General features: G+C 72.3%; 14 protein-coding genes. 2 read left to right on the top strand and 12 right to left on the bottom strand.

Annotation, left to right across the window (positions count from 1 at the left end; genetic code table 11):
* Positions 1 to 197 precede the first annotated feature (197 nt).
* The 4 genes from IEZ13_RS00970 to IEZ13_RS00985 form a co-directional block, all read right to left on the bottom strand.
* Positions 198 to 3,188, bottom strand: coding sequence for an FtsX-like permease family protein (locus tag IEZ13_RS00970; protein WP_183215696.1), 2,991 nt, complete (start codon positions 3,186 to 3,188; stop codon positions 198 to 200).
* Entirely contained in the window at positions 3,185 to 6,190 is a 3,006-nt protein-coding gene (locus IEZ13_RS00975) for an ABC transporter permease (protein ID WP_183215698.1), read from the bottom strand. Before IEZ13_RS00975 ends, IEZ13_RS00970 begins: the two co-directional genes overlap by 4 nt.
* A gap of 84 nt (positions 6,191 to 6,274) precedes the next feature.
* Positions 6,275 to 7,231 (bottom strand): magnesium transporter CorA family protein, encoded by a 957-nt coding sequence (locus IEZ13_RS00980; RefSeq protein WP_183215700.1) that lies wholly within the window; start codon positions 7,229 to 7,231, stop codon positions 6,275 to 6,277.
* 46 nt (positions 7,232 to 7,277) lie between these two features.
* Positions 7,278 to 8,702 carry a DHA2 family efflux MFS transporter permease subunit gene (locus tag IEZ13_RS00985; RefSeq protein ID WP_183215702.1) on the bottom strand — a complete coding sequence of 475 codons (1,425 nt, stop codon included), beginning with the start codon at positions 8,700 to 8,702 and terminating at the stop codon, positions 7,278 to 7,280.
* A 78-nt stretch (positions 8,703 to 8,780) separates the two neighbouring features.
* Here IEZ13_RS00985 and IEZ13_RS00990 point away from each other — a divergent pair, with 78 nt between their 5' ends.
* Both IEZ13_RS00990 and IEZ13_RS00995 read left to right on the top strand, forming a co-directional pair.
* Entirely contained in the window at positions 8,781 to 9,452 is a 672-nt protein-coding gene (locus tag IEZ13_RS00990; protein WP_229794384.1) for a TetR family transcriptional regulator, read from the top strand.
* A gap of 297 nt (positions 9,453 to 9,749) precedes the next feature.
* Entirely contained in the window at positions 9,750 to 12,620 is a 2,871-nt protein-coding gene (locus IEZ13_RS00995) for a carbohydrate binding domain-containing protein (RefSeq protein WP_229794385.1), read from the top strand.
* A gap of 178 nt (positions 12,621 to 12,798) precedes the next feature.
* Here IEZ13_RS00995 and IEZ13_RS01000 read toward each other — a convergent pair whose 3' ends face one another.
* The 8 genes from IEZ13_RS01000 to IEZ13_RS01035 all read right to left on the bottom strand — a co-directional run bounded on the left by IEZ13_RS01000 (position 12,799) and on the right by IEZ13_RS01035 (position 21,765).
* A complete protein-coding gene (locus IEZ13_RS01000) occupies positions 12,799 to 15,567 on the bottom strand; it encodes a DUF5682 family protein (protein ID WP_183215707.1) in 2,769 nt (922 codons plus the stop codon).
* Positions 15,564 to 16,676 carry an ATP-binding protein gene (locus IEZ13_RS01005; protein ID WP_183215709.1) on the bottom strand — a complete coding sequence of 371 codons (1,113 nt, stop codon included), beginning with the start codon at positions 16,674 to 16,676 and terminating at the stop codon, positions 15,564 to 15,566. Before IEZ13_RS01005 ends, IEZ13_RS01000 begins: the two co-directional genes overlap by 4 nt.
* A 17-nt stretch (positions 16,677 to 16,693) precedes the next feature.
* The gene (locus IEZ13_RS01010; RefSeq protein ID WP_183215711.1) at positions 16,694 to 18,013 is read right to left on the bottom strand and encodes a VWA domain-containing protein; all 1,320 of its coding nucleotides are present in this window, start codon (positions 18,011 to 18,013) and stop codon (positions 16,694 to 16,696) included.
* Positions 18,010 to 19,380 carry a hypothetical protein gene (locus tag IEZ13_RS01015; RefSeq protein ID WP_183215713.1) on the bottom strand — a complete coding sequence of 457 codons (1,371 nt, stop codon included), beginning with the start codon at positions 19,378 to 19,380 and terminating at the stop codon, positions 18,010 to 18,012. Before IEZ13_RS01015 ends, IEZ13_RS01010 begins: the two co-directional genes overlap by 4 nt.
* Complete coding sequence (locus IEZ13_RS01020) at positions 19,380 to 19,880, bottom strand: hypothetical protein (protein WP_183215715.1); 501 nt, start codon at positions 19,878 to 19,880, stop codon at positions 19,380 to 19,382. The genes IEZ13_RS01015 and IEZ13_RS01020 overlap by 1 nt, the downstream gene beginning before the upstream one ends.
* Positions 19,881 to 19,973: 93 nt before the next feature.
* Entirely contained in the window at positions 19,974 to 20,288 is a 315-nt protein-coding gene (locus tag IEZ13_RS01025) for a hypothetical protein (RefSeq protein ID WP_183215717.1), read from the bottom strand.
* The gene (locus tag IEZ13_RS01030; protein ID WP_229794386.1) at positions 20,288 to 21,445 is read right to left on the bottom strand and encodes a WXG100-like domain-containing protein; all 1,158 of its coding nucleotides are present in this window, start codon (positions 21,443 to 21,445) and stop codon (positions 20,288 to 20,290) included. The genes IEZ13_RS01025 and IEZ13_RS01030 overlap by 1 nt, the downstream gene beginning before the upstream one ends.
* Positions 21,442 to 21,765: a type VII secretion target gene (locus IEZ13_RS01035; protein WP_220148561.1), complete on the bottom strand. Its 324-nt coding sequence runs from the start codon at positions 21,763 to 21,765 to the stop codon at positions 21,442 to 21,444. The genes IEZ13_RS01030 and IEZ13_RS01035 overlap by 4 nt, the downstream gene beginning before the upstream one ends.
* Positions 21,766 to 21,892 lie beyond the last annotated feature (127 nt).

Raw genomic sequence — 21,892 nt, forward strand, 5'->3', positions numbered from 1 at the left:
GCTCACGGTCGGCGGCGCGTGTGCAGCGGCCAAGGCGACAGGCCTGGCAGGAACACACGCTGGGCGCGTTGTGGGGGGCAACCATCCCCGGCCACGTGCAGCGACCAAAGCGACAGGCCGAGCACGCACACACGCTGAGCGCGTTGTGGGCGACAACCATCTCCCGCACCGGGCGGGCCGTGTGCTGACGGTGGGGGTCATCGGGGCTCGATCCGGCGGCGCAGGTCGCGGCCGCCCAGGAAGGCGACGGCGAACTGGACCGATAGGACGGCGCCGGCGGCCGCGAGCAGGGCCGTGACGCGTGGCCAGGTGGGCAGCGGCAGGTCGGGCGGGGTGATACCGGCCAGCGGCAGCGCCCAGCCGGTGAGCCGCCACGCCCCGACCGCGACCAGGACGCCGACCGCGGTAGCGATGGTGACCAGGACCGGATAGGTCCACAGTGTCGCCTGCCCGGCGGGGCGTGGTCGCAGACCCTGGGTGCGCAGCGCGGCGAGGTCCTCGGTACGCCGTCCCCGGTCGACGGCCACGGTGAGGGCCAGCGCCCCGGCGCCGAGCAGTCCGGCGAGCACGGCCGCGAGCAGGTGGAACCACAGGGCGACGGCCGGCCCCTGCCGGTCGAGCGCTTCGCGCACGGTGGCGGCCGAGGTCTCCGAGACGACCCGGATCCCGGCCGCTTCGAGCCGATCGACGGCGTCTGCCGGGGCGGCCGGGCCGAGCCAGACCTGTGGCGCCTGGACCTCCCGGCTCTGCACCGCGAGCCGGTCCACGTACTCCAGGTCGGCCAGCACGGCACGGCGCCCGAGCCCGGGCACGGCCGGCAGTTCGACGACCGGCGTGATCGGGGTGTCCACGACGTTCAGCCCGGGGAGCAGCTCGGCCGGCGGCACCTCACCCGCGTACGCGATGGGCAGCGGATAGGGCGTGCTGACCGGCTGGATCCACACCGCGTCGACCACGCTCGGGGAGACCTCGACGTCGGCCTGGAGTCCGTCGGGCGCCGCCGACAGGCGTGCGTCCCGGGTGGCCCGCCACCGCGTGGGATCGTTGAGCGGCGCCGGTGTGCCGGTGCCCAGGCCGCGGATGACGAGCCGGCCGGTGATGTCCGGGACCTTGCCCTCGCCGGACACCCGGATGCCGTTGACCCGGCACCCGCGCTCGCAGACCGGCACGTCCTGCCGGTACGTCTGTGGCCCCGGCGGCACGGTGCCGAGTTCGAGGACGACGTCGCCGAGCCCGGCCGACGACGACAGCGAGAGGGCGAGCCGCAGCGGCCCTCCGGTGGCGGTGACCTCGAACGTGATGTCGGAGCTCACGAAAGCCGGGGCCGCGGGCGCGTCCGGATGGAGCAGGGCGCGCAGCCGCTCGGGTGCGACGGCGCCGTCCGGCCAGGCGGCCACCGCGCCCAGCCGGGCGGTGTCGACGGCGATCCCGGGGGGTGAGCCGGTGCCGCCGCTGGGCAGGGGGGTGACGGCCATCGCCCAGCGCGCGTCCGGGTCGGCGGCGCCGACCGCGGTGAGCAGCCGCTGCCGGGTGATCGGCTGGACGGTGAGGACCCGGTCGGCGCCGGTGCCGAGGTACGCCGTGACGGCCCGCCCCTGGGCCGCGGTGTCGACCGCGGCGGTGGCGAAGCCGGCCACCGCGGCGGACGCGACCAGCAGGGCGAACAGGCGCCCGGCACCGGGCCGGCGGGACAGTTGGACGCCGGCCAGCGCGATGCCGAGCCGGCCGCGCCGCAGGGCGCCGGCCGCGTACCGGTTGACCAGCGGGAGCAGGGCACGGGCGCAGATCAGGGCGAGGCACAGGATGATCAGGGCCGGCGCGAACAGCCCGAGGCCTTCCAGCGGGTCGCCGGCGAGCGCGTACTGGATGCCGGTGACGACGGCGAGCACCACGACCGCCACCTCGGAGACGCCGGGAAGGCCCCGGTCGCGGGACGGCGCCCGGCGCAGCAAGCCGGCCACCGGGCTGGTGAGCTGCCGCCGCTGGGCCAGGACCGCGGCAGCCAGGGCGGCCAGCGCGGCGAACGGCGCGTACCGCAGCGAGGTGAAGGCCGGCTCCGCGCCGACGCCGGGGAAGATGAGGCCGGTCACCGCGTTGACGAGCAACTGCCCGGCGAGGCATCCGGCCAGGGAGCCGGCCAGCACCGCGGCGAGGCTCTCACCGGTCGCCAGCCACCAGCGGGTCCACCAGCGGGCGCCGCGCAGCGCGACGACGGCCAGTTCGCTCTGCCGGCCCTGGGCGCCGTAGCCGACGGTCAGGTAGATGGTGAAGCAGGCCAGCAGCACCAGCGGCACGGCCATCACCGGCACCAGCAGGCGGGCAGCGGCCCGGCCCTGGTCGATGCGGTCGAGCAGCACCGGGATGCCGCTGTCGAACTGGAGCGGCTCGTCGAGTTCGCCGACCGCCTTGTCGACCGCGGTGAGTTCGGCGCGCAGCTGCTCGAGGCGGTCGATGCCGATGACACCGGGCTCGGCGATCCCGTCGATCGCCATCGCCGTGGTGGTTCGCTGCATCGTGCTCAGGGTGGCGGCGTTGGTGAAGACCGGTTCGCCGGGGCCCATGTCGGCGCCGAAGACGAAGTAGCCGTGCAGTCCCCAGTACGGCGCACCGGAATCCACCGGCCGGTACGTGCCGACCACGGTCAGCGTCTTCGGCGCGCCCTCGGCGACGTACGTGATCGGCTGGACCGCGCCGTTCTGCCGGGCCGCGCTCAGCTCGATCCGGTCGCCGGCGGCCAGGCCGAGCCGTTGGGCGGTCCGCTCGCCGATCAGCGCGTCGCCCTCGGCGGCCAGGCAGCGGCCGGTGAGGACGACCACGTGGGCGCAGACCTCCTGCCGGAAGACCAGCCGGCTCGGGAAGGTGTCGGCCACCTCGATGCCGACCGTGGGCACCTCGGCGGCGTGGTAGTGGTCGAAGCCCTCCAGGTCGAGCAGGAGCTTGCCGATCTCCGGGAACCGCAGTTCGCCGGTGCTGGCGTCGCCGCTGGCGCTGTCGTACGACCGGCGGGCGGCCATGGTCAGCTCCCGGGTGGGGGCCGTGGCGATCTGGCCGTCGGCGATCGCGCGTTCGGCGGCGATCAGGTAGGCCGGGGCCGCGACCGCCGAGGCGACGGCGAGCAGGGAGAGCAGCGCGAGGGTGAGCGCCTGCCCCCGCCGGCTCCAGATCATGGCGAGGACCAGGGAGATCATCGGCCGCCCTCCGGCTCGCGCAGGCTCCGCAGCAGGGGTGACTGGACCAGCCAGCCGGTCAGTCCGAGGACCGCCAGCGAGACGAGGGTCGCGACGATGACCGCCACCGTGTCCAGTGGATCGGGTGGGGCGAGGACCGCCCAGCCGTCGGTGAACGCCGGCACCGACCGGCCGGTGATGGCGACGGCCAGGAGCGCGGCCAGCACGCCGCCGAGGACGCCGGTCAGGATCAGCACGGCGGTTCCGGCGTACGAGGTGGTGACCGCGACCCGGCGGGACAGGCCCTGCTCGCGCAGCACCCGGAGCTGTTCGGCGAGGGACCGGCGGTCGGCGGTGGCGGCGACCGCGACGGTGGCCGCCGCGATGAGCAGCGCCGCGATGCCCGCCACCAGGGCGAACCGGACCACGACGGCGGGGCCCTGGTCGCCGAGCCGGGAGGCGTGGGCGTCGGTGGTGGCGCTGCCGGCCACGGTCAGCCCGGCCGCGGCCAGGTCCTCGACGATGCCGGGGCGGGCGCCGGGCGCCAGCCACACCTGGTAGACCCCGCCAGGGTCGATCTCGGCGGCCACCCGGCGGACCGAGTCCAGGTCGACGACCAGACCGGTGCTCCCGAGCATGGGCAGGGCGGTCACCTTGCCGAGGACGCGCACCGGGACGGGATCCCCGTACAGGCTCACGGCCGGGTCGTCGTCCCGCCAGCCGTCCGGCTCCGGCCCGGCGACCAGGGCCGGCAGCGGCAGCAGCGGGTCCGACGCCCACGCGTCGGCGCCCACCGGGTCCCCGGTCGCGTTGCGGTCGGTGGCCAGCCGGAGGGTCCCGTCGACGGTCGTGACGTCGAGGGCCGCGCCCTTCGTCCCGGCGCGCCACCGGGCGATGTCGCCGAGGGCGCCGGCATCCAGGATCCCGTCGGCAGTCCCGTTCTGGCCGAGCCCGACGACGGTGACCACGGCGCCCGGCGGCGGCGGTTCGATCCGGCCGTCCGGGTCCGGGGGTGTGGTCATCTCCCAGCGCACGATCCGGCAGCCGGGTGCGGTGGCGCAGGCGGGCACCGGGGCGGTCACGGTCTGTTCGCCCGCGCGCAGCGTGCCGAATCCGGCGGTCAGCACCATCCCGGTGGCCTCGTGCTGGAGGCGGAGGTCGAGCGCCACGTCGGCGGGGCCGTCGCGGCGGGCCCGGAGGGTGAGCCGGTCGCCGGTGATCAGTGTCGGCTCCTGCCGGCCGGCGGCCACGGCGGCGGGCAGCGCGTCGACCGGGCCGTACTCCGGGCGCCAGCCGGCGACCGCGCCGAGCCGGGCGCTGTCGACCTCGAGGATCTCCCGCTCGCCGGACCAGGTGCGGACGGCGGCCATCGCCTCGCGGCCGCCGGGGTCGGTGCTGCGCACGGCGTGCAGCAGGGACGTCCGGTTGGGCGCCTCGACGGTGAGGACGCGTTCGGCGCCCATCTCGGCGGCGCTGCGGGCCAGCCGGGCCTCGGTCTCCGCGGCCCAGCCGCCGGCCGCCGTGGTGAACAGCGCGACGGCCACCACGACCAGCGCGAACACCCGGTCGGTGCCGGGCGAGCGGGAGATCCGCAGGGCGGTGAGACCGGTACGCAGGCGGCCGGTGCGCAGCGCGGCGACGCCGCCCCGGACCGCGATCAGGCTCAGCAGCCGGGCCGCCGCCAGGCCGACGGTGAGCGCGACGAGCGCGGGCGCGGCCGGGCCCAGCCCTTCGTCGGGGCCGCCCGACCAGGCCTGGTAGATCGCGGCTGCGGCGACGGCGAGCAGCAGCACGTCGACGAACGCCGGCCGCCAGGCCCGGACCCGGGCGGTGCCGCTGAGCAGCTCCGACACCGGTCGTACGAGCATCGACGCCTCGACCGCGGCGAGCACCGCGAGGCTGCCGGCGAGGACCGCCGCCACGGCCGCCGCGGAGTACCGCAGCGCGATTCCCTGGTCCGCCGGGATGTGAACCGGGCCGGCGAGCGCCCAGCCCACCAGATAGCCGAGGGGCGCGCCGACGGCGACACCGGCGAGCAGTGGCACCAGGTGCTGGCCCCAGGCCAGCCGCAGGGTGCCGAAGCGGCCCACTCCGCGCAGCTTGAGCAGGGCGGCGTCGGCCCGGCGGTCACGCGACGTGTACCACCCGGCGAGGCCGACGGCGAACCAGGTGAGGATCAGCATCTGGGCGCCCGCGGTCATGACGCCCCGCAGGATGATGTCGCGGTCCCGGGTGATGGCCAGGTGGAGCGGCCGGGCCATGGTGCTCAGCCGCAGCGCGTGGCTGCCGAGCCGGCGGTCGGCCGCGGTGAGCTCGGTGGCGAGGTCGTAGCCGCCGTCGCCGCGCAGCAGCGCGTCCGGCAGCACCACGTCGTACGCCATGGTCGGGGTCCACAGCTCGGAGTGCCGGAACGTGCCGGTCACGGTGAACGCCGGGTCCGGCTCGGCCTCGGCCCGGAAGAGGCGGTCGCTCCAGTACGTCCCGGCCGGGTCGACCAGGGTGTAGACGGCGGTCACCCGCAGGTCGAGCGGGCCGTTCGACGTGGAGGTGAGGATGCTCAGGGTGCCGCCGACGGTGACGCCGAACCGCTGTGCCGCCTCGGCGCTGAGCGCGATCTCGCCGCGTGCCCGGGGACACTGCCCGTCCAGCCGGACGTGGTCGCAGAACCCGTCCCGGTACGCCAGGGACATGCTGCTGCTGGCCACCCCGGTCCGCACGTTGACCGGCCGGATCATCCCGGCGACGCCGTCGCCGACACCGGACGGCAGCCCTTCCCGGACACTGTCGCTGAACCGGCGCAGTTCGCCCTCCGGGTCGCCCTGGGTGTCCACCCGGTTCGCCACCGAGACGGTGCGCTGGGTGGCCGGGGCGACCTCCAGGTAGGCGGCCGCGGCGTCGGCGGCCGCGGCGAACCCGTACCACGGCCCGGCTGCCGCGACGGCGGCCGCCAGCGCGGTCAGCACCAGAATCGTCAGCACCTGCGCGGCCCGAACGCGCACGGCGCCGAAGACCAGCCCGAACATTCACCCTCCCCCGGTTGCCGGGGAACGTTACGCGATCGGGTGACGGGCCCGGGAGCCCTGTGGATAACGGTTTGCTGAACCGATTCACAGCCAGTTGCGGCGCTTGAGGTAGGCGTACAGGCCGCTGCCGGTGAGGACGATGCACGCGGTGCTGATCAGGAATCCCCACCACTTCTCGTACCCGGGATAGGGCACGTTCTGCCCGAAGTATCCGGTGATCGCCGTGGGGATGGCGATGATGGCGGCCCAGGCGGCCAGCTTGCGGGTGACGTCGTTGAGCGCGTTGCTCTGCTCGGCCAGATCGTCGTCGAGCAGCTCGGTGATCCGGTTGCGGGAGTGCTCGATCAGGTCGACGGCCCGTCGCGCGTGGTCCTCGACGTCCCGGTAGTACGGCCGCAGGTGGTGCTCGTCGGCGGCCAGCGCCCGGCCGGCCTCGCGCACCACGTCCGGCATCGGGGCGACCGCCCGCCGCAGGCCGGCCAGGGTCCGTCGCAGGGCGAAACCGCGTCGCCGGACATCGCGGGGCGCCGCTCCCTCACCGATCATCCGGTCCTCGATGCCGTCCATGCTCTCGTCGATCCGCTGGGCGGACGCGTACTGTCCGTCGACCACGACGTCGAGCAGCCCGTACACCAGAAAATCGACGCCGCCGGAGGCGAGTCGCTCGTCGGCGTCCCACCGGTCCAGATGGAGGGCCACCTCGTCGGGCGGCTTACGCACCGTGATCAGCGCGCGCGGCGTGATGAACGCGCTGATCTCGGTCTTGCGTACCTCGTCGTCGAACGCGACCGCGTAGAGGTTGAGGAACAGGTGGTTGTGGTATCGGTCCAGTTTGGGCCGTTCACGGTCGGTGAGAGCGTCCTCGACGGCGAGCGGGTGCAGCTCGAACTCGGCGGCGAGGGCCCGTAGCTCGTCCGGCCCCGGATCGACGAGGTCGAGCCACAGCACGGCGCCCGGCTCCGCGCGGAGCCGGGCGCCCGCCTCGGCGGCGTCGAATTCCTCCGCGACGAGGCGGCCTTTCACGTAGAGACGGCTGCTCACGCACCCACTATGCCCATGGCCCGAGCGCGGGGGAACCGGACCGCGGTCAGACGGTCTCGAGGACCTTCGGCGCGGGCCGGGTGGCCGGCGTGCGCCGCAACATCCAGAGACTGACCGGTACGCCCACCGCCACCAGGAGCGCGGCGACGACCAGCGAGAACCGGTACCCCTCGAGGTAGCGGTGCAGTTCGGTGCCGGCGGCGGCGTTCGCCCGGTTGGTCAGGATCGCGCCGAGAACGGTCACGCCGAGCAGCCCGAACACCTCGCGGGAGACGTTCAGCATCCCGGAGGCGATCCCGGCCCGCTGCGGGGGCAGCGCGTCGACGACCACGGTGTTCAGCGGGATGAGCAGGCCGCCGCCCACGCCGTAGAGCAGGAACCAGGGCAGCAGGTCGCCGTAGGTGGTGCCCTCGCCGTACTGGGCGATGCCGCCGATCGCGGCCGCCATCACCGCAAGACCGAAAGCGGTCACCCGGGCCACGCCGAACCGCAGCTCCAGGCGGGGCGCCAGGACCGCGCCGGCGGCCGTGATGATCGCCATCGGGATGAACGCGGCGCCCGCCTCGGTCGGTGTGAAGCCGAGCACGTTCTGCAGGTAGATGGCCATGTAGAAGTAGATGCCGAACACCCCGAACGCCCACAGGCCCATCGCCAGCAGGCCGCCGGTGAACATCCGGGACCGGAAGAACGCGAGATCCACCATCGAGTCGGCGTTGCGGTTCTGGAGGATCACGAAGAGCACGGCCGCCGCCGCGGCAACCCCGAAGGACCCCAGGATGAACGGCGAGGTCCAGCCCTCCGCGTCGCCTTCGATCAGCGCGTACGTCAGTGCGAACAGCCCGGTCGAGGAAGTGGCGAGCCCGGCCGGGTCGAGGCGGCGCAGGACTCCCGCCGAGCGGCCGCCGAGGGTGCGCCGGGGCACGCTGAACAGGGTCAGCGCCAGCGTCGCGACGCCGATCGGCAGGTTGATCAGGAAGATCCAGCCCCAGGAGACGTGCTCGCTGAGCACCCCGCCGGCGAACGGGCCGACCGCCAGGGCGAGCGCGCCCACCCCGCCCCAGACCCCGATGGCGGCGCCCCGCTCCTTCGGGTCCGGGAACAGCTCCTGGAGCAGGGCCAGCGACGCGGGTGCGAGCAGCGCCGCGCCGACGCCCTGCACGGCCCGGGCGCCGATGAGCAGCGCCTGACCGTCGGCGAGCCCGGCCACGACCGAGGCGCCTGTGAAGATCACCAGGCCGGACAGGAACGCGGGCCGGGTGCCGAGCACGTCGGCGACGCGGCCACCGGCCAGCAGCAGGCCGGCGAAGACCAGGATGTACGCGCTGGTGATCCATTCCAGGCCGGCGATGCTCAGGCCGAGATCACGCTGAATGCTGGGTAGCGCGACGTTTACCACGTTGTTGTCCAGATACGTCATGAAGGTCCCGAGCGCTACCGCGACGAGCGCCCACCACCGCCGGTTGTTCTTCATCAGCCCTCCCCTGTACGTCGTCCATGTACAACGTACATGTACCTCGTACATGAGACCTGTACGTTGTATGGTTGTCAAGTGACGGGTGATCGACTGACCAAGGCGGCCGTGGCCGAGCGCGCCCTGCGCCTCGCCGACGAGGAGGGCCTCGAAGCGGTCACCGTGCGCAGGCTCGCCAAGGAGCTGGGCGTCACCCCGATGGCGCTCTACTGGCACTTCAAGAACAAGGACGAGCTGCTCCTGGGCATGGTCGACCATGTTCTCTCCGGGGTCCGCGCCGACCCGGCGACCGGCGACCCGTGGCAGAAGCGGCTACGCAACGTGGTCGAGACGGTGGTCGGCGTGATGCGCGCCCACCCGTCGCTGCCCGTCCTGCTGCACGCGGTGGACAAGACGCAGACGGAGAGCTTCAACCGCGCGACCAACGACACACTGGCGCTCCTGACCGAGGCGGGGTTCACCGTCGAGGAGGGCTTCTGGGTCGCGTCGTACCTGCTGAACGCCTGCATCGGCATCGTCGGCGCCCAGCCCGGGTGCCCGCCCGGGTTGCCGTCCGAGCAGGAGCCGGAGTGGCGGCGGCAGAAGCGGGTGCAGCTCGAGACCATGCCGGCCGACCGCTTTCCGATGATGATCGCGCTCGCCGCGTCGTACCGGGACGAGCCCGACATGGAGCGTTACTACACCTTCTGCGTCGATCTGCTGATCGCGGCGGTGGAGACGACGGCCGCCCGGCGGGCCGATCGCACCTGACCCCACCAGGGGAAACGTCAGCCAGCCGGCCTCTGGGGCATCCGGCCGGCCATTGACGGCTGTCCAGATCCGTATACATCCAGACATCTGAGTGCATCTTTTTGCAGGAACATGCTCAGCTCTTCCAGGTCCTGAAAGAACTTGCTAGCGTCCGCCTCAAATGAACGCGGGATTACCAACCCGTCAACCCCGCATATCCCCCGTGACACCGCCGTCCCCGAGGTGGTTGGAGGCTCTCCCATGTCCCGAATACTCCGCAGAGCGCTTGCGGTGCTCTGCGCCGTACCACTCCTGCTCTTGACGCAACTCCCGGCCGCGAACGCGGCAACCACGGTGACCGTCTACTACCAGGCGCCCACGTCCTGGACGACGGTGAACATCCACTACGCCCCGACCGGCGGATCCTGGACCACCGTGCCGGGCGTCGCGATGAGCGCCTACAGCGGCTGCTCCGGCTGGTACGTCAAGGAACTCGACCTCGGCGCCGCCACCGGCATGCAGGTCGTCTTCAACAACGGCTCCGGCACCTGGGACAACAACTCGGGCGCCGACTACAGCGTCGGGACCGGCACCGTCACCGTCTCCGGCGGCGCGGTCAGCTCGTCGGTGCCGTGCAGCACCGCCGGCAACTCGGCGACGGTCTACTACAAGACCTCGTGGACCACGACCTACCTGCACTACGCGCCGAGCGGCGGATCCTGGACCACGGTTCCGGGTGTGGTGATGAACGAGGAGGCGTGCACCGGCTGGGTCCGCAGGACCGTCAGCCTCGGCACCGCCACCGCGTGGTCGGCGACCTTCAACAACGGGTCCGGGACCTGGGACAACAACTCCAGCAAGAACTACGCGCTGGGGACCGGGACGAGCACCGTCAACGGCGGCGTCGTCACCGCGAACGCGACCAGCCCGTGCGTGACCGCCCCGGACGACACCACGGCCCCGACCGCGCCGACCGCGCTGACCGCCACCGCGGCGGGCACCACGGTCACCCTCGGCTGGACCGCCGCCACCGACAACGTCGGCGTCGTCGGCTACCGCATCACCCGGGGCAACACGGTGCTGAGCAGCTCGACCACCGGCTACACCGACCGGGGACTGAGCGCGAACACCGCCTACACCTACCGGGTTCAGGCGCTCGACGCGGCCGGGAACCTCTCCACCGCCGCCTCGGCGACCGTCACCACCGGCGCGGCCGACCCGGCCCCGGCCGGCGGCGAGATGCTCGGCGGCGACCCGCGCAAGGACAGCATCTACTTCATCCTCACCGCGCGGTTCAACGACGGTGACACCAGCAACAACCGTGGCGGCAGCCAGCACACCAAGTCCGGGAACGAGGCCAACAGCGACCCGATGTTCCGGGGCGACTTCAAGGGCCTGGTCGACAAACTCGACTACATCAAGGGCCTCGGCTTCTCCGCCATCTGGATCACGCCGGTCGTGCTGAACCGCTCCGACTACGACTTCCACGGCTACCACGGCTGGGACTTCTATCAGGTCGACCCGCGGCTGGAGTCGGACGGCGCGTCCTACCAGGAGCTGATCGACGCGGCCCACGCCAAGGGCCTCAAGATCTACCAGGACATCGTCCTCAACCACAGCTCCCGCTGGGGCGCGAACGGCCTCTACACGCCGACCGTCTACGGCGTCCGGGACAGCCAGTGGAGCTGGTACTACAGCGAGAAGGTCGCCGGGAAGACCTACAACCCGCTCGAGGAGGACTCCGGGGCGGCCAACGCGCTCGCCAAGGGCCGCACCTACAACGGCGACCTGTGGAGCAGCACCGCCCCGGCCTCCAACGCCTGCCCCAACTACGGGGTGGCGACCGGCGGCAAGAGCACCGAGGGATACACGCTCTACAACTGCCAGTGGCCGCAGCCGACCAACAAGCTGTTCCCGTCGAACCTCTTCCACCAGTGCTGGATCGGCAACTGGGAGGGTGAGGACGCCCGGTCCTGCTGGCTGCACGAGGACCTGGCCGACTTCAACACCGAGAACGCCGTGGTCCAGGACTACCTGATCGGGGCGTACGAGAAGTACATCGACATGGGCGTGGACGGCTTCCGCATCGACACCGCCGTGCACATCCCGCGCATCACCTGGAACCGCCGCTTCCTGCCGGCCTTCCAGCAGATCCTCACCGAGAAGTACGGCGCCACCAAGGCCAAGGACTTCTACATCTTCGGCGAGGTCGCGGCGTTCGTGAACGACAAGTGGAACCGGGGCTCGGTCAACCACTCCGCCCAGTTCTTCACCTGGCAGGAGCGGAAGGAGTACTCGGCCGACGACGTCACCGCGGCGATCGAGCAGTTCGACTACGAGAACAACCTGGGTACGGGCAACCAGCCGACCAGCACCAACGCGTTCCTGTCGGGCAACAGCTACCACACGCCCGACTACAGCCGGTTCTCCGGCATGAACATCATCGACATGCGCATGCACATGAACTTCGGTGACGCGAACAACGCGTACTGGAACGGCAAGGACTCGGACGACTCGGTCAACGACGCCACCTACAACGTCGTCTACGTCGACTCGCACGACTACGGGCCGAACAAGTCCACGACCCGTTACACCGGTGGCACCGACGCCTGGGCCGAGAACATGACGCTCATGTGGACGTTCCGTGGCATCCCGACGCTGTACTACGGCTCGGAGATCGAGTTCCAGGCCGGCAAGCAGATCGACTGCGGCCCGACCTGCCCGCTCGCCACCACCGGCCGGGCCTACTACGGCGCCAACCTCGCCGGCAGCGTCACCGCCAGCGACTACGGGGTGGTCAGCTCGGCCAGCGGCCAGGTCGCCACGACGCTGAACCAGCCGCTGGTCAAGCACCTCCAGCGGCTCAACCAGATCCGCCGGGCGGTCCCCGCCCTCCAGATGGGCCAATACTCGACCGAGGGTGTCAGCGGCAACATGGCCTACAAGCGCCGCTACACCGCCAACGGCGTGGACAGTTTCGCGCTGATCGCCGTCTCCGCCGGGGCGACCTTCAGCGGCATCCCGAACGGCACCTACGTCGACGCGGTCACCGGTGACACCAAGACCGTCACCGGCGGTTCCCTGACCGTCAGCCTGAACGCGAAGGGCAACCTCCGAATCTACGTCCTCAGCACCAGCGCCACCCCGGCGCCGGGCAAGGTCGGCACCGCCACCGCCTACCTGAAGTAGCCGTCCCCTCTCCACCGCGCCGGCCGGGCCCCTCCCGGCCGGCGCGGCCCCGTTTCCACCACCGCCGCCTGCCCGGCATTTGCCGGTCAGGCGACTCTCCGCAGGCACGCCGACCCGGTGGCCGGCCGCTCCTTCACGGGCACGCCGACCCGGTGGCCGGCCGCTCTTTCGCGGGCGATCAGGCGCCGACCAGGTCGGCGACGGCGTTCGCCGCTTCGGGGTACGCCGTAAGCAGCGCCGCCACCACCGCTTCCTCCCCACCCGCCCCGGAGAACGGCCCCGCCGCGACCGGTGTCCACTCCCCCTCGCAACCGAGAAGGGCCGCCACCGCGTCCGCCGACGGTCGGCCGGCCGCCAGGAGTACCGCGGCGGCGCTCGCCGGACCCGCCGACACGACGGAAGACCGGGCACGGACCGGCGCCTTCCACGGCGGGATCCACGAGTCGAGAGCCGCGAGTGTGCCCGGGAAGGTGCGGCCCGCCTCCCTGGTCAGCAGCGGCACCAGCTCGGCGGCCTGCTGCCGCAACGTCATGATCAGATTGGGCAGCCAGGGCAGCAGCACCGGGTCGGGCAGTTGCCCGAACGCCCGGGACAGGGTCTCCACCACGAACGGCGCCAGCCTCGGCACCGGTTCGAGAGCCTGCACGAAGCCGCTCACGTACTGCGGGACGGCCGGCACCACCAGCGGGTTGCCGAGCAGCTCACCGACCCGGGCCCGCAGGTCGGCCAGCGGCAGGGCGCCCAGCTGGTGCAGCGCTGCCCAGAGCAGGGCCACCTTCGCCGGGGACTCCGGATGCGACTGCCGGACCGCGATCTCCAGCTGGGTGCGGTCGCATCCCAGGGACAGCGCGAGGCTCTCCATGCTGAACAGGAACCCGAGCATCGCCCCGACCTGCCGCACCCCGGTCGCCTCGTCGACGAAGGCGGTCGGCAGCAGGGTGCAGTAGTGCGCGTACCCCGTGGTCACGAAGCGCTCGCACCACGCCGGAAGCACCGGAGCGGTGGCGCGGTAGTGGCCGAGCAGCCGGCGGATCCGGCGGAGCACCGCGGGCGCGTCGTCGACCGTGCGCTCCGCCGACAGCAGCTCGATGGCGCGGGTGCCGAGTTCGTCGGTCAGCCGTGGGCTCTCCAGGAACAGCAGGGAGTCCTCCACGGCCTTGAGCGCGATGGCCGCGGTCGCCTTCGGGTCCCAGGCCTCCCGGCGCAGCCGCTGTTCGAGGACCTGCTCGACGGTGACGCCCTCGTAGCCCAGCTCGATGACGGCACGCTGGTGGCGGCCGAGGTCGAGGTCCCAGCTCTCCTGGAAGTGCTTCTCGCCGAGCCGGCGGCTGCCCATGATCGGGCGGATCGCCTGGCCGGGCAACAGGTACCGCAGCATCCAGAGCAACTGGGAGCAGGCGGCCAGCTCGGGCCGGGCGTTCAGATCGAGCAGCGCCCGCTGGATGCTGCGCTGCTCCAGGTTGAGGCCGAGCGGTTCGAGCCGGTCGAACACGTCCCGGGCCAGCGGGGGCATGGCCTCGTAGCCGACCCGGCCGATCCGGTCGCCACCGAGCAGGATCTCGCAGAGCCGCCGCACGTCGCGCCGGCCCGGCACGGTGTCCTTCTCGATGCAGGTGACCGCGGCGTCCTGAAAGTCGTACGGCGTCGGCCGCGCCCGCCCCCGCATGCCGGCCAGCAGGATGGACGTCTCGAAGACCGCGATCGCGTCGGCGGTGCTGGCGAGATAGCCGTTGCGGCGGGCCAGCCGGACGATGTCGACGCACCAGCCGCGCAGCTCCTCCTCGTCCAGCCCGTCCAGCACGGGCGGGCCGGCAAGGTAGCCGCTGAGGTGGTCGGTCACCGGGCCGGGCGCCGCCGCCGGAACGGGTAGCGCCTTCTTCCGGCCGCTTCTCTGACCCTCCAGTTTGAAGGGGGTGAGCCGGTGCTTCGTGAGCTGCTTCTGCCAGGTGGCGGCCGCGATCGACACCGAGCCGGGCGCCAGCCCGAACTGTGCCTCGATCGCCGAGTGGCTGGACGGGATCAGGCCGTACAGCCAGGTGGTGCCGGTCCGCGGGCTGATCGCGAAATCCGGTGTCCCCGGGGCGGAGCCTGCCTCCGGGACCCGGCTGGCCGCGTGGAAGGCGCCGCAGATGTACAGGCAGTCGGCCGGGTCGGCGCCGGTGGCGGCGAGATGCTCGCGGATCCGGGTCCACATGTAGCGTTCCCGGTCCTCGTCGCTCGCGTAGCGCCGGGTGTCGTGCGGGGCCAGCCGCCGGAACAGGCTGCCGACCAGCACCATCACCTGCCGGTAGGTCTCGTGGTCGGCGCCGGCCAGGGGCTGTTCGACATACTGGTCCCACCACTCGGACCAGTGCCGGACCCGGCCGTGGTGCAGCAGGTGCTCCTCCAGCTCGGCGAAACGGGGCCGCAGGTCACCGATCTCCACACCGACCGCGTCGCCGTGCAGGTCATCCTCCGGCTCACCCGACCCGGCCGGGGTCACGTCGGGTTCCCACTGGAAGACGTGGTCGGTGGACCGGTCCACCAGGACCAGCTCCACCCCCGGCGTCTCCAGCGCGTAGGAGACGGCCTGGTATTCGGCTGACGCCTCGGTGATCGGCGCGATCACCGACAGCGGCGCCGACTCCTTTCCGAAGCCGTCGAGCTCGGAGGCGAAAGCCTGCAACGCCACCGGAAGCCGGCAGTTGCGCAGCTCGGTGAGCAGCGGCTGGAGATCCTCGCACAGCTCCAGGTAGACGACCTTGGGCTGCTTCTCCCGCAGCCGCCGGAGCATGGCCAGAGCGGAGGCCGGCGAGTGGTGGCAGACCGGGAAGATCTCCAGCGGCTCCCGCAGCGCGTGGTCGACGTCGTCGACGATCCCGGTGAGGATCTCCGGCAGCGCCGCCGGCCCGCCGCCGAGCGCCTCGGCGGCGGAGATCAGCTGCTCACGCAGCGAATCGAAGGTCACGACAGGGTCGCAATCGCCTGGCGGCCGCCCTCCAGGAACCCGGTCCACTCCCCGCTCTGCTCACGGCTGCGCGGCTCGATCACGCCGTGCCAGTACTTGTTGAGAATGGCCAGATCCTCCGGGCTGCGCCGGGCCAGCGAACCGACCAGCGAACCGGCCAGGGCCTCCGCGGTCAGCGCGCTGGCGCCGAAGAAGGTGCTGTGCAGGATGGCGTCCTCCAGGACGCCGATCTGCTCGGCGGTGGAGAGCGCCGACTCCAGCCGCTCGTCGTCACCGGAGGCCGCGGCGGAGGCGGCGCGCAGGTCGGCGAAGCTCTGTAGCAGCACGTCGAGCAGGGTGGGCGGGACCTCCAGCTCGATGTTGTGCCGGCGCAGCAGCTCCTCGGTCCGGAAGCGGACGATCTCCGCCTCGCTCTTCCGGTTCGTCACCACCGGGATGCGGACGAAGTTGAAACGCCGCTTGAGCGCCGACGACAGATCGTTGACGCCGCGGTCCCGGCTGTTCGCGGTGGCGATGACGCTGAACCCGGGCTTGGCGAAGACGATGTTGTCGTCGTCCAGCTCGGGAATCGACACGTACTTCTCGGAGAGGATGGAGATCAGCGCGTCCTGGACGTCGCTGGTGGCCCGGGTCAGCTCCTCGAAGCGGCCGATCACGCCGCCCTCCATGGCCGTCATGATCGGCGACGGGATCATCGAGGCGCGGGACTGGCCCTTCGCGATGACCATCGAGACGTTCCACGAATACTTGATGTGGTCCTCGGTGGTGCCGGCGGTGCCCTGCACGACCAGGGTGGAGTTGCGGCTGATGGCGGCGGCGAGCAGCTCGGCGAGCCAGCTCTTGCCGGTGCCCGGGTCGCCGATCAGCAGCAGCCCGCGGTCCGAGGCGAGGGTGACGATCGAGCGTTCGACGAAGCTGCGGTCGCCGAACCACTTCGGTGCGATCTCCCGGTCCAGGCCGTCGGCCCGCTCCGAGCCGAGGATGAACAGTCGCACCATCTTCGGGCTGAGGCGCCACGAGAACGGCTTGGGGCCGTCGTCGACGGACTCCAGCCAGTCCAGCTCCTCGGCGTACTTGACCTCGGCCGGGGCACGCAGCATGTCAGACATCGGGAAAGTCCTTACCTTTAGGCGACGAAGTTCTTGAGCTCGGTGACGAGCTTGCGGATGTGACCGGAGATCACCGGCGTGCCCAGGTCCTTGAAGCGCTGCCGGAACCAGGGGTTGACGCTCTCGGTGCCGGAGCTGTTGACCGAGCCGACCGGGATGAACTTGACCCCGGAACGGTGCACCGCCTCGATCCCCTCGAACAGCGGCTGCGACCGGTCGAACTCGTAGAAGTCGGAGATCCAGACCAGCACGGTGTTCCGCGGATCGGCGATCTTGGGCCGGGCCAGGGCCATCGCGACCGGCCCGTCGTTGCCACCCCCGAGGTTGGTGCGCAGCAGCACCTCGAACGGGTCGTGCACCCATGGGGTGAGGTCGAGCGCCCGGGTGTCGTAGGCGATGAGGTGCACGTCGACCTTGGGCAGACCGGCGAAGATCGAGGCGAGGATGGTGCAGTTGACCATCGAGTCGACCATCGACCCGGACTGGTCCACCACCACGATCAGGCGGGCCGGCTCGATCCGTTTCGCGGTCTGCCGGTAATAGAGCCGGTCGACGTAGAGCCGCTCGTCCTCGGGGCTCCAGTTCGGCAGGTTCTTCCAGATCGTGCGGTCCAGGTCGAGGTTGCGGTAGACCCGTTTCGGCGGGACCGAGCGGTCGATCGTGCCGGCGCTGGCCTGGGCGACCTGGGTGCGCAGCACCGCGGCCACCTCGTCGACGAACCGGCGGATCAGCGCCTTGGCGTTGGCCAGCGCCGTGCCGTCCAGATTGTCCTTGTCGCGCAGCAGCTGCTCGATCAGCGACATGCTCGGGGTGAGCTGCCGGGCCAGCCGGTTGTCGGCCAGCACCTCACGCAGCCGCATCCGGCTGACCAGGTCGCCCTCGATACCGGCCAGCGCCGCGCCGAGACCGGAGTCGTCGCCCGCGGCCCGCCCGCGCAGCTGCCCGGGCTCACAGCCCATCGCCCGCTCGAACCGGCCGGCGTCGGCCTGCCAGCGCTGCAACTGCTCGGCGGTCACGTTGCCGGTGCCGGTCCCGAAGACGTTGAGCAGCAGTTTCGACACCAGGGCGGCGCGCCGGACCTCGCCGTCGCGGTCGTCGCCGGGGTCGCTCATCAGCCCGTCGAACTCCGGCTCCAGCCCCGGAAACCGCTGAATCACGGTGTCCACCGAGACGGCCGGATCGAGCAGCGCGGCCGGCAACCCCAGGTCACCGACGATCGCCATGCTCGCCGACTCCAGAGCGGTCTGCTCCTCCGGGTCGAACAGGCGGGACAACAGCCGCCAGTAGAGGATCTGACGGCGGCTCTCCTCCGTGGGCGCGCCCGATGATTCACTCATCTCCGCAGCAGCCTTCCCGCGCGCTCGCGCAGCACGTCGACCGCGGTGCCGGCGGCGGCCTCGGCCTTTGCCGCCCTGGCGTCGGTGGGGCCGAGCGCCCAGTCGGCGGTGTGGGCGGTGACCGGCTTCTTCCGGACCACCGCCTGGACCGCGAGCGGCTGCACCGCCCAACGACCGGCATCCCAGCGGAGCAGGCCCAGGCAGGCGGTCGAGGCGGCGACCAGCGCCGGGGTCAGTGGACCGGCTTCGGGCAGCCGGTCCACATCGACGGCGAGGTTGACGCCACCGGCCAGCTCGAACGACTCCGCCCCGGCCGTGTAGCCCTCCAGCAGCACCGGCTCGGCGATGACGGCCGGATGGCGGTCCAGCGGGGGCACCGGCGCGGCGGTCGCCCCGCCCAGGCGGACCCGGGCCGTCGCGAACGGGTCGGCCGGCTCGCCCAGGACGGCCCGTGACTCGTCCCAGAGCAGATCGCCGGACGGGGTGAGCGGCATGCCGGCGATCTCGACCACGCGGTGCCCGGCCAGGGCGGCCCGGAACACCGGGAACGCGGTGAGCATGCGCCAGGCGGACGGGCCGCTGATCGTGTCGACCTTGGCGGCCGCCACGCTCGCCCGGACCAGCCGCACCTGCCCGCCGGGCGTCTCCAGCAGGCCGTGCGCCTGAGCGCGGAACACCGTGGGGTGCTCGTGCAGGTCGGCGCCGAGCAGCAGGAACCGGCCCTCCGCCGGGGTGGCCGGCTGTTCGGGAAAACCATCCTGGGACAGGAGCACGGACCTGGTCCACAGATCCGCCCAGCGGCGCACCGGGACCCGGTCGAGGGTGGCGACCGGGGCGGCGCCGCGCAGCTCGGCGGCGAAACCGTCGAGCAGGACGGCGAGCCGCCGGGTGGCCGGGTCGGCGAGCAGCGCCTGCACGGTCTGGGCGGCGCCGCCGGCCAGCTCGTGGTCGACCCCGCGCCAGCCGGCGATGGCCAGCTCACGAAGCCAGGACCGGCCGCCGGCAAGCAGGCCACCGGAGGGCGAGGAGCCGCCGGGGACGGCCCACCGCTCACGGGACCGGCCGAGCGCCTCGTCGAGGCCGGCGAGCAGCGCGTCGTGTGCGGCGCCGAGCAGGGCGGCGCGGGCCCCGGCCAGCACGGCCAGATGCTCGTCGGTGACCGCACCAGCGATGATCTTGCCGATTGAGTCGGCGACCCGGTCGGCGAGCGGCGAGCCGGCGAACGCGGCGGCGAAGGTCTCGCACGCGGCGGCCCGCTCCTCGTCGATCCGGGCGAGGCCGTGCACCAAGGCGTCGTCGAGGCCGTCGACCAGGCCGAGCGCCTCGGTGAGGCCGGCCGGGACCGCCCGCAGGGTGTCGGCGAGCATCAGCGCACCGCCCCGGCCGCCGGGAACCACTGCAACTCGGGCAGCGGATCGGTGGTCGGGGGCACCTCCAGATATGCCAGGTGGCGCAGGAAACCGCTGAACACCTCGGCGGCGCGGTTGGGCGCGGTCGTCGTGTGCAGCCCGGCCCACAGGTCCTCGGAGTCCTCCGGCAGCGTCACCTTCAGATAGCGGGCGACGCGGGCCAGACCGTACTGTGCGACGGCGGCGTCGGCGAGAGCACGCAGGTGGTTGCAGGCACGCGACCCGCCGGACAGGCCACCGCACGGCCGGTTGTTGTTGGTGTTGCAGCTCAGGCCGTGGTCGCCGGCGGTGATGGACGAGACGTAGACACGCTCCACATCCGACCCGCTGGAGACCACCCCCTGGAGCCGGCCGTCGGCCAGCTCCACGAACGGCGCCTTGGCCAGCTTGCGCGGCCGGGCGGGCGCGATGACGGGCGCTGCGCTGCGCCGCTCATGGACGGCACCCCCGTTGGTCACAACCAGACCTCCTCAGAAACAGGTGCCGAAGTTGTATCCCACGGGTACGACAAAACCGGATCGCCGCAGCGAGGCGCCCGGTCGCCGGGGCCGTCAGCCGAGCCGGCCGGCCATGTCGGCCAGCTCGCGGAGCCGGTCGAGCACCGCCGCCTTCCCCTCCCCGCCGGGCAGGTCCCGGTCGCCGGCCGGCACCAGCTGGTCGCGCAGCAGCTCGACGGCCTGGGCACGGGCGCCCGGGGGCAGCTCGGCCAGCCACAGCGACCCGAGGTTCTCCCGGGAGATCTCCCGCAGGTAGGCGACCGCCTCCGGGTCGGACAGCCGGTCGGCCAGGAAGTCGACGGTCCAGTAGAACAGGCCGCCGCCGGCGCTCCAGTCCAGATCCGGTCTCAGCACCAGTAGTCCCGCCATCACTTCCCCACCACGAAGACGCGCGGGCCCAGCCCGCGCTGCTCGATGAACCGCTCCACCATGGCCTTCTGTTCCGGCGTAAACCTTGACACGTCGACCGGCACCAGGTCGGCTTTGTCCAGATGCCGTTCGATCTGGAACTGCAGTTGGGGCCACTGCCGCTCGAAGTAGCGGCTGTCGAAGTTGCCGACCGCGTCGTACGTCTTCCCGCTCTCGTCGACCCAATCGGCGGACGAGCCCGTCTCGGCCCGGGTGAGCCGGACGCCGGTCTCCGCCTCGATCCGCTGAGCGCTCTCCGACTCTTCCGGACGGTGCCTGCCGACGGCCGGATCGTCACCGAGGTCGTGGATCCGCTTGTCCTCACCGTCCTTCCCCGGCCGCGGCGGCGGGTCGGCGCCGCCGTCCGGCAGCCGGTTGAGCTTGCGCAGTTCCTCGATCAGGTCGTCGAGACGCCGCACCCTGGGCAGAAGGTTGCGCAGGCTGGCGATGAGATCGTGCACCCAGCGGGCGATCCGCGCGGCCCAGGAGGCGACGAGCGTGCCGACCTGCTCGACCACCAGCGGGGTCGCCGCGCCGAAGGTGGCGGCCACCTCGGCGGCGTAGGTGACCAGCCGGGACACCAGGGTGGCGATCGCGTCCCGGACCAGCTCGCGGACCCCGGCGACGAGCAGGCCGGCGCCCTCGGTGAGCGCGGCCATCGTGCCGGACGCCGCGGCCAGCGCGGTCAGTGTGCCGTGCTGCTCCCGGGCGGTCGCGCGGTAGGCCGCCCCGGCCGGGCCGGCCCAGCCGGCCACGTCCCCCCGGACCGCGCGGTCGAGCCGGCCGGCCTCCTCCTCGAGAGCCTCGGCGATGTTGCGCCAGGTCCGCGCGTACGCCGTGATCTGCGCGGGATCACCGGCGAGCCGGTCGAGGGTGTCCCGCAGCGGCTCGACGTGCTCGATGATCCAGGAGACGCCGTACTGCAGGAGCACCCCGATCGGGTCGGAGACCAGGGCCAGGCTGTCGAGACCGGCGCTGACCCCGCCGAGGCCGCCCTCCACCCAGTCCCGGTCACGGACGCCGGCGGCGATCATCTCGATGTCCTCGACGATCCACACCCCGGCCCACGGGTCGGGCGGCTGGTCGACCCGCTTGGCGACGAGTGTGCCGTCACTCACGACCCGGCCCGCCGGGCGGCGGCCACGTCGGCTGCCGCGTAGCGCTCGCCGGTGGCGCGCACCCGCGCGGCCGATCCGAGCAGTGACTCCTCGGCCACCCGGATCCCGTCGGCGAGGGCATCGTGCAGCCCGTTCAGCATCCCTGGGACCAGGGCGCACAACTCGCCGTACGCCTGAGCGCCGAGCCGCACCGCCTCGGACGCCTGCCCCACGTCACCGAGCACGTCGGCGATCACACCGATGTGCCCGGCGTGGCTGATCAGATCCGCGGGCGTCACCGACACCGCGTCGTTTCCCCGGTCGACCACAGCTTCCCCCATCCGCACCTATGACATCTAGGAAGCTAGATGTCTCGGACGGCCCTCTTCAACGCCCTTCCGAAACCTGTGGATAACTCAGGTTTCAGCAGCTCAGAGGGGGCGCAGGGAGCGAGAGGCGAAGCCGGCG

The organism is Actinoplanes campanulatus (genome assembly GCF_014647795.1).
Lineage (GTDB): Bacteria > Actinomycetota > Actinomycetes > Mycobacteriales > Micromonosporaceae > Actinoplanes > Actinoplanes campanulatus.

Bases quoted from the DNA above. Each gene is read 5' to 3' on its own strand.
- IEZ13_RS01015 (WP_183215713.1), bottom strand. From the start codon at position 19,380: ATGCTCGCCGACACCCTGCGGGCGGTCCCGGCCGGCCTCACCGAGGCG.
- IEZ13_RS00975 (WP_183215698.1), bottom strand. From the start codon at position 6,190: ATGTTCGGGCTGGTCTTCGGCGCCGTGCGCGTTCGGGCCGCGCAGGTG.
- IEZ13_RS01010 (WP_183215711.1), bottom strand. From the start codon at position 18,013: ATGAGTGAATCATCGGGCGCGCCCACGGAGGAGAGCCGCCGTCAGATC.
- IEZ13_RS01025 (WP_183215717.1), bottom strand. From the start codon at position 20,288: ATGGCGGGACTACTGGTGCTGAGACCGGATCTGGACTGGAGCGCCGGC.
- IEZ13_RS00970 (WP_183215696.1), bottom strand. From the start codon at position 3,188: ATGATCTCCCTGGTCCTCGCCATGATCTGGAGCCGGCGGGGGCAGGCG.
- IEZ13_RS01005 (WP_183215709.1), bottom strand. From the start codon at position 16,676: ATGTCTGACATGCTGCGTGCCCCGGCCGAGGTCAAGTACGCCGAGGAG.
- IEZ13_RS00985 (WP_183215702.1), bottom strand. From the start codon at position 8,702: ATGAAGAACAACCGGCGGTGGTGGGCGCTCGTCGCGGTAGCGCTCGGG.
- IEZ13_RS01035 (WP_220148561.1), bottom strand. From the start codon at position 21,765: ATGGGGGAAGCTGTGGTCGACCGGGGAAACGACGCGGTGTCGGTGACG.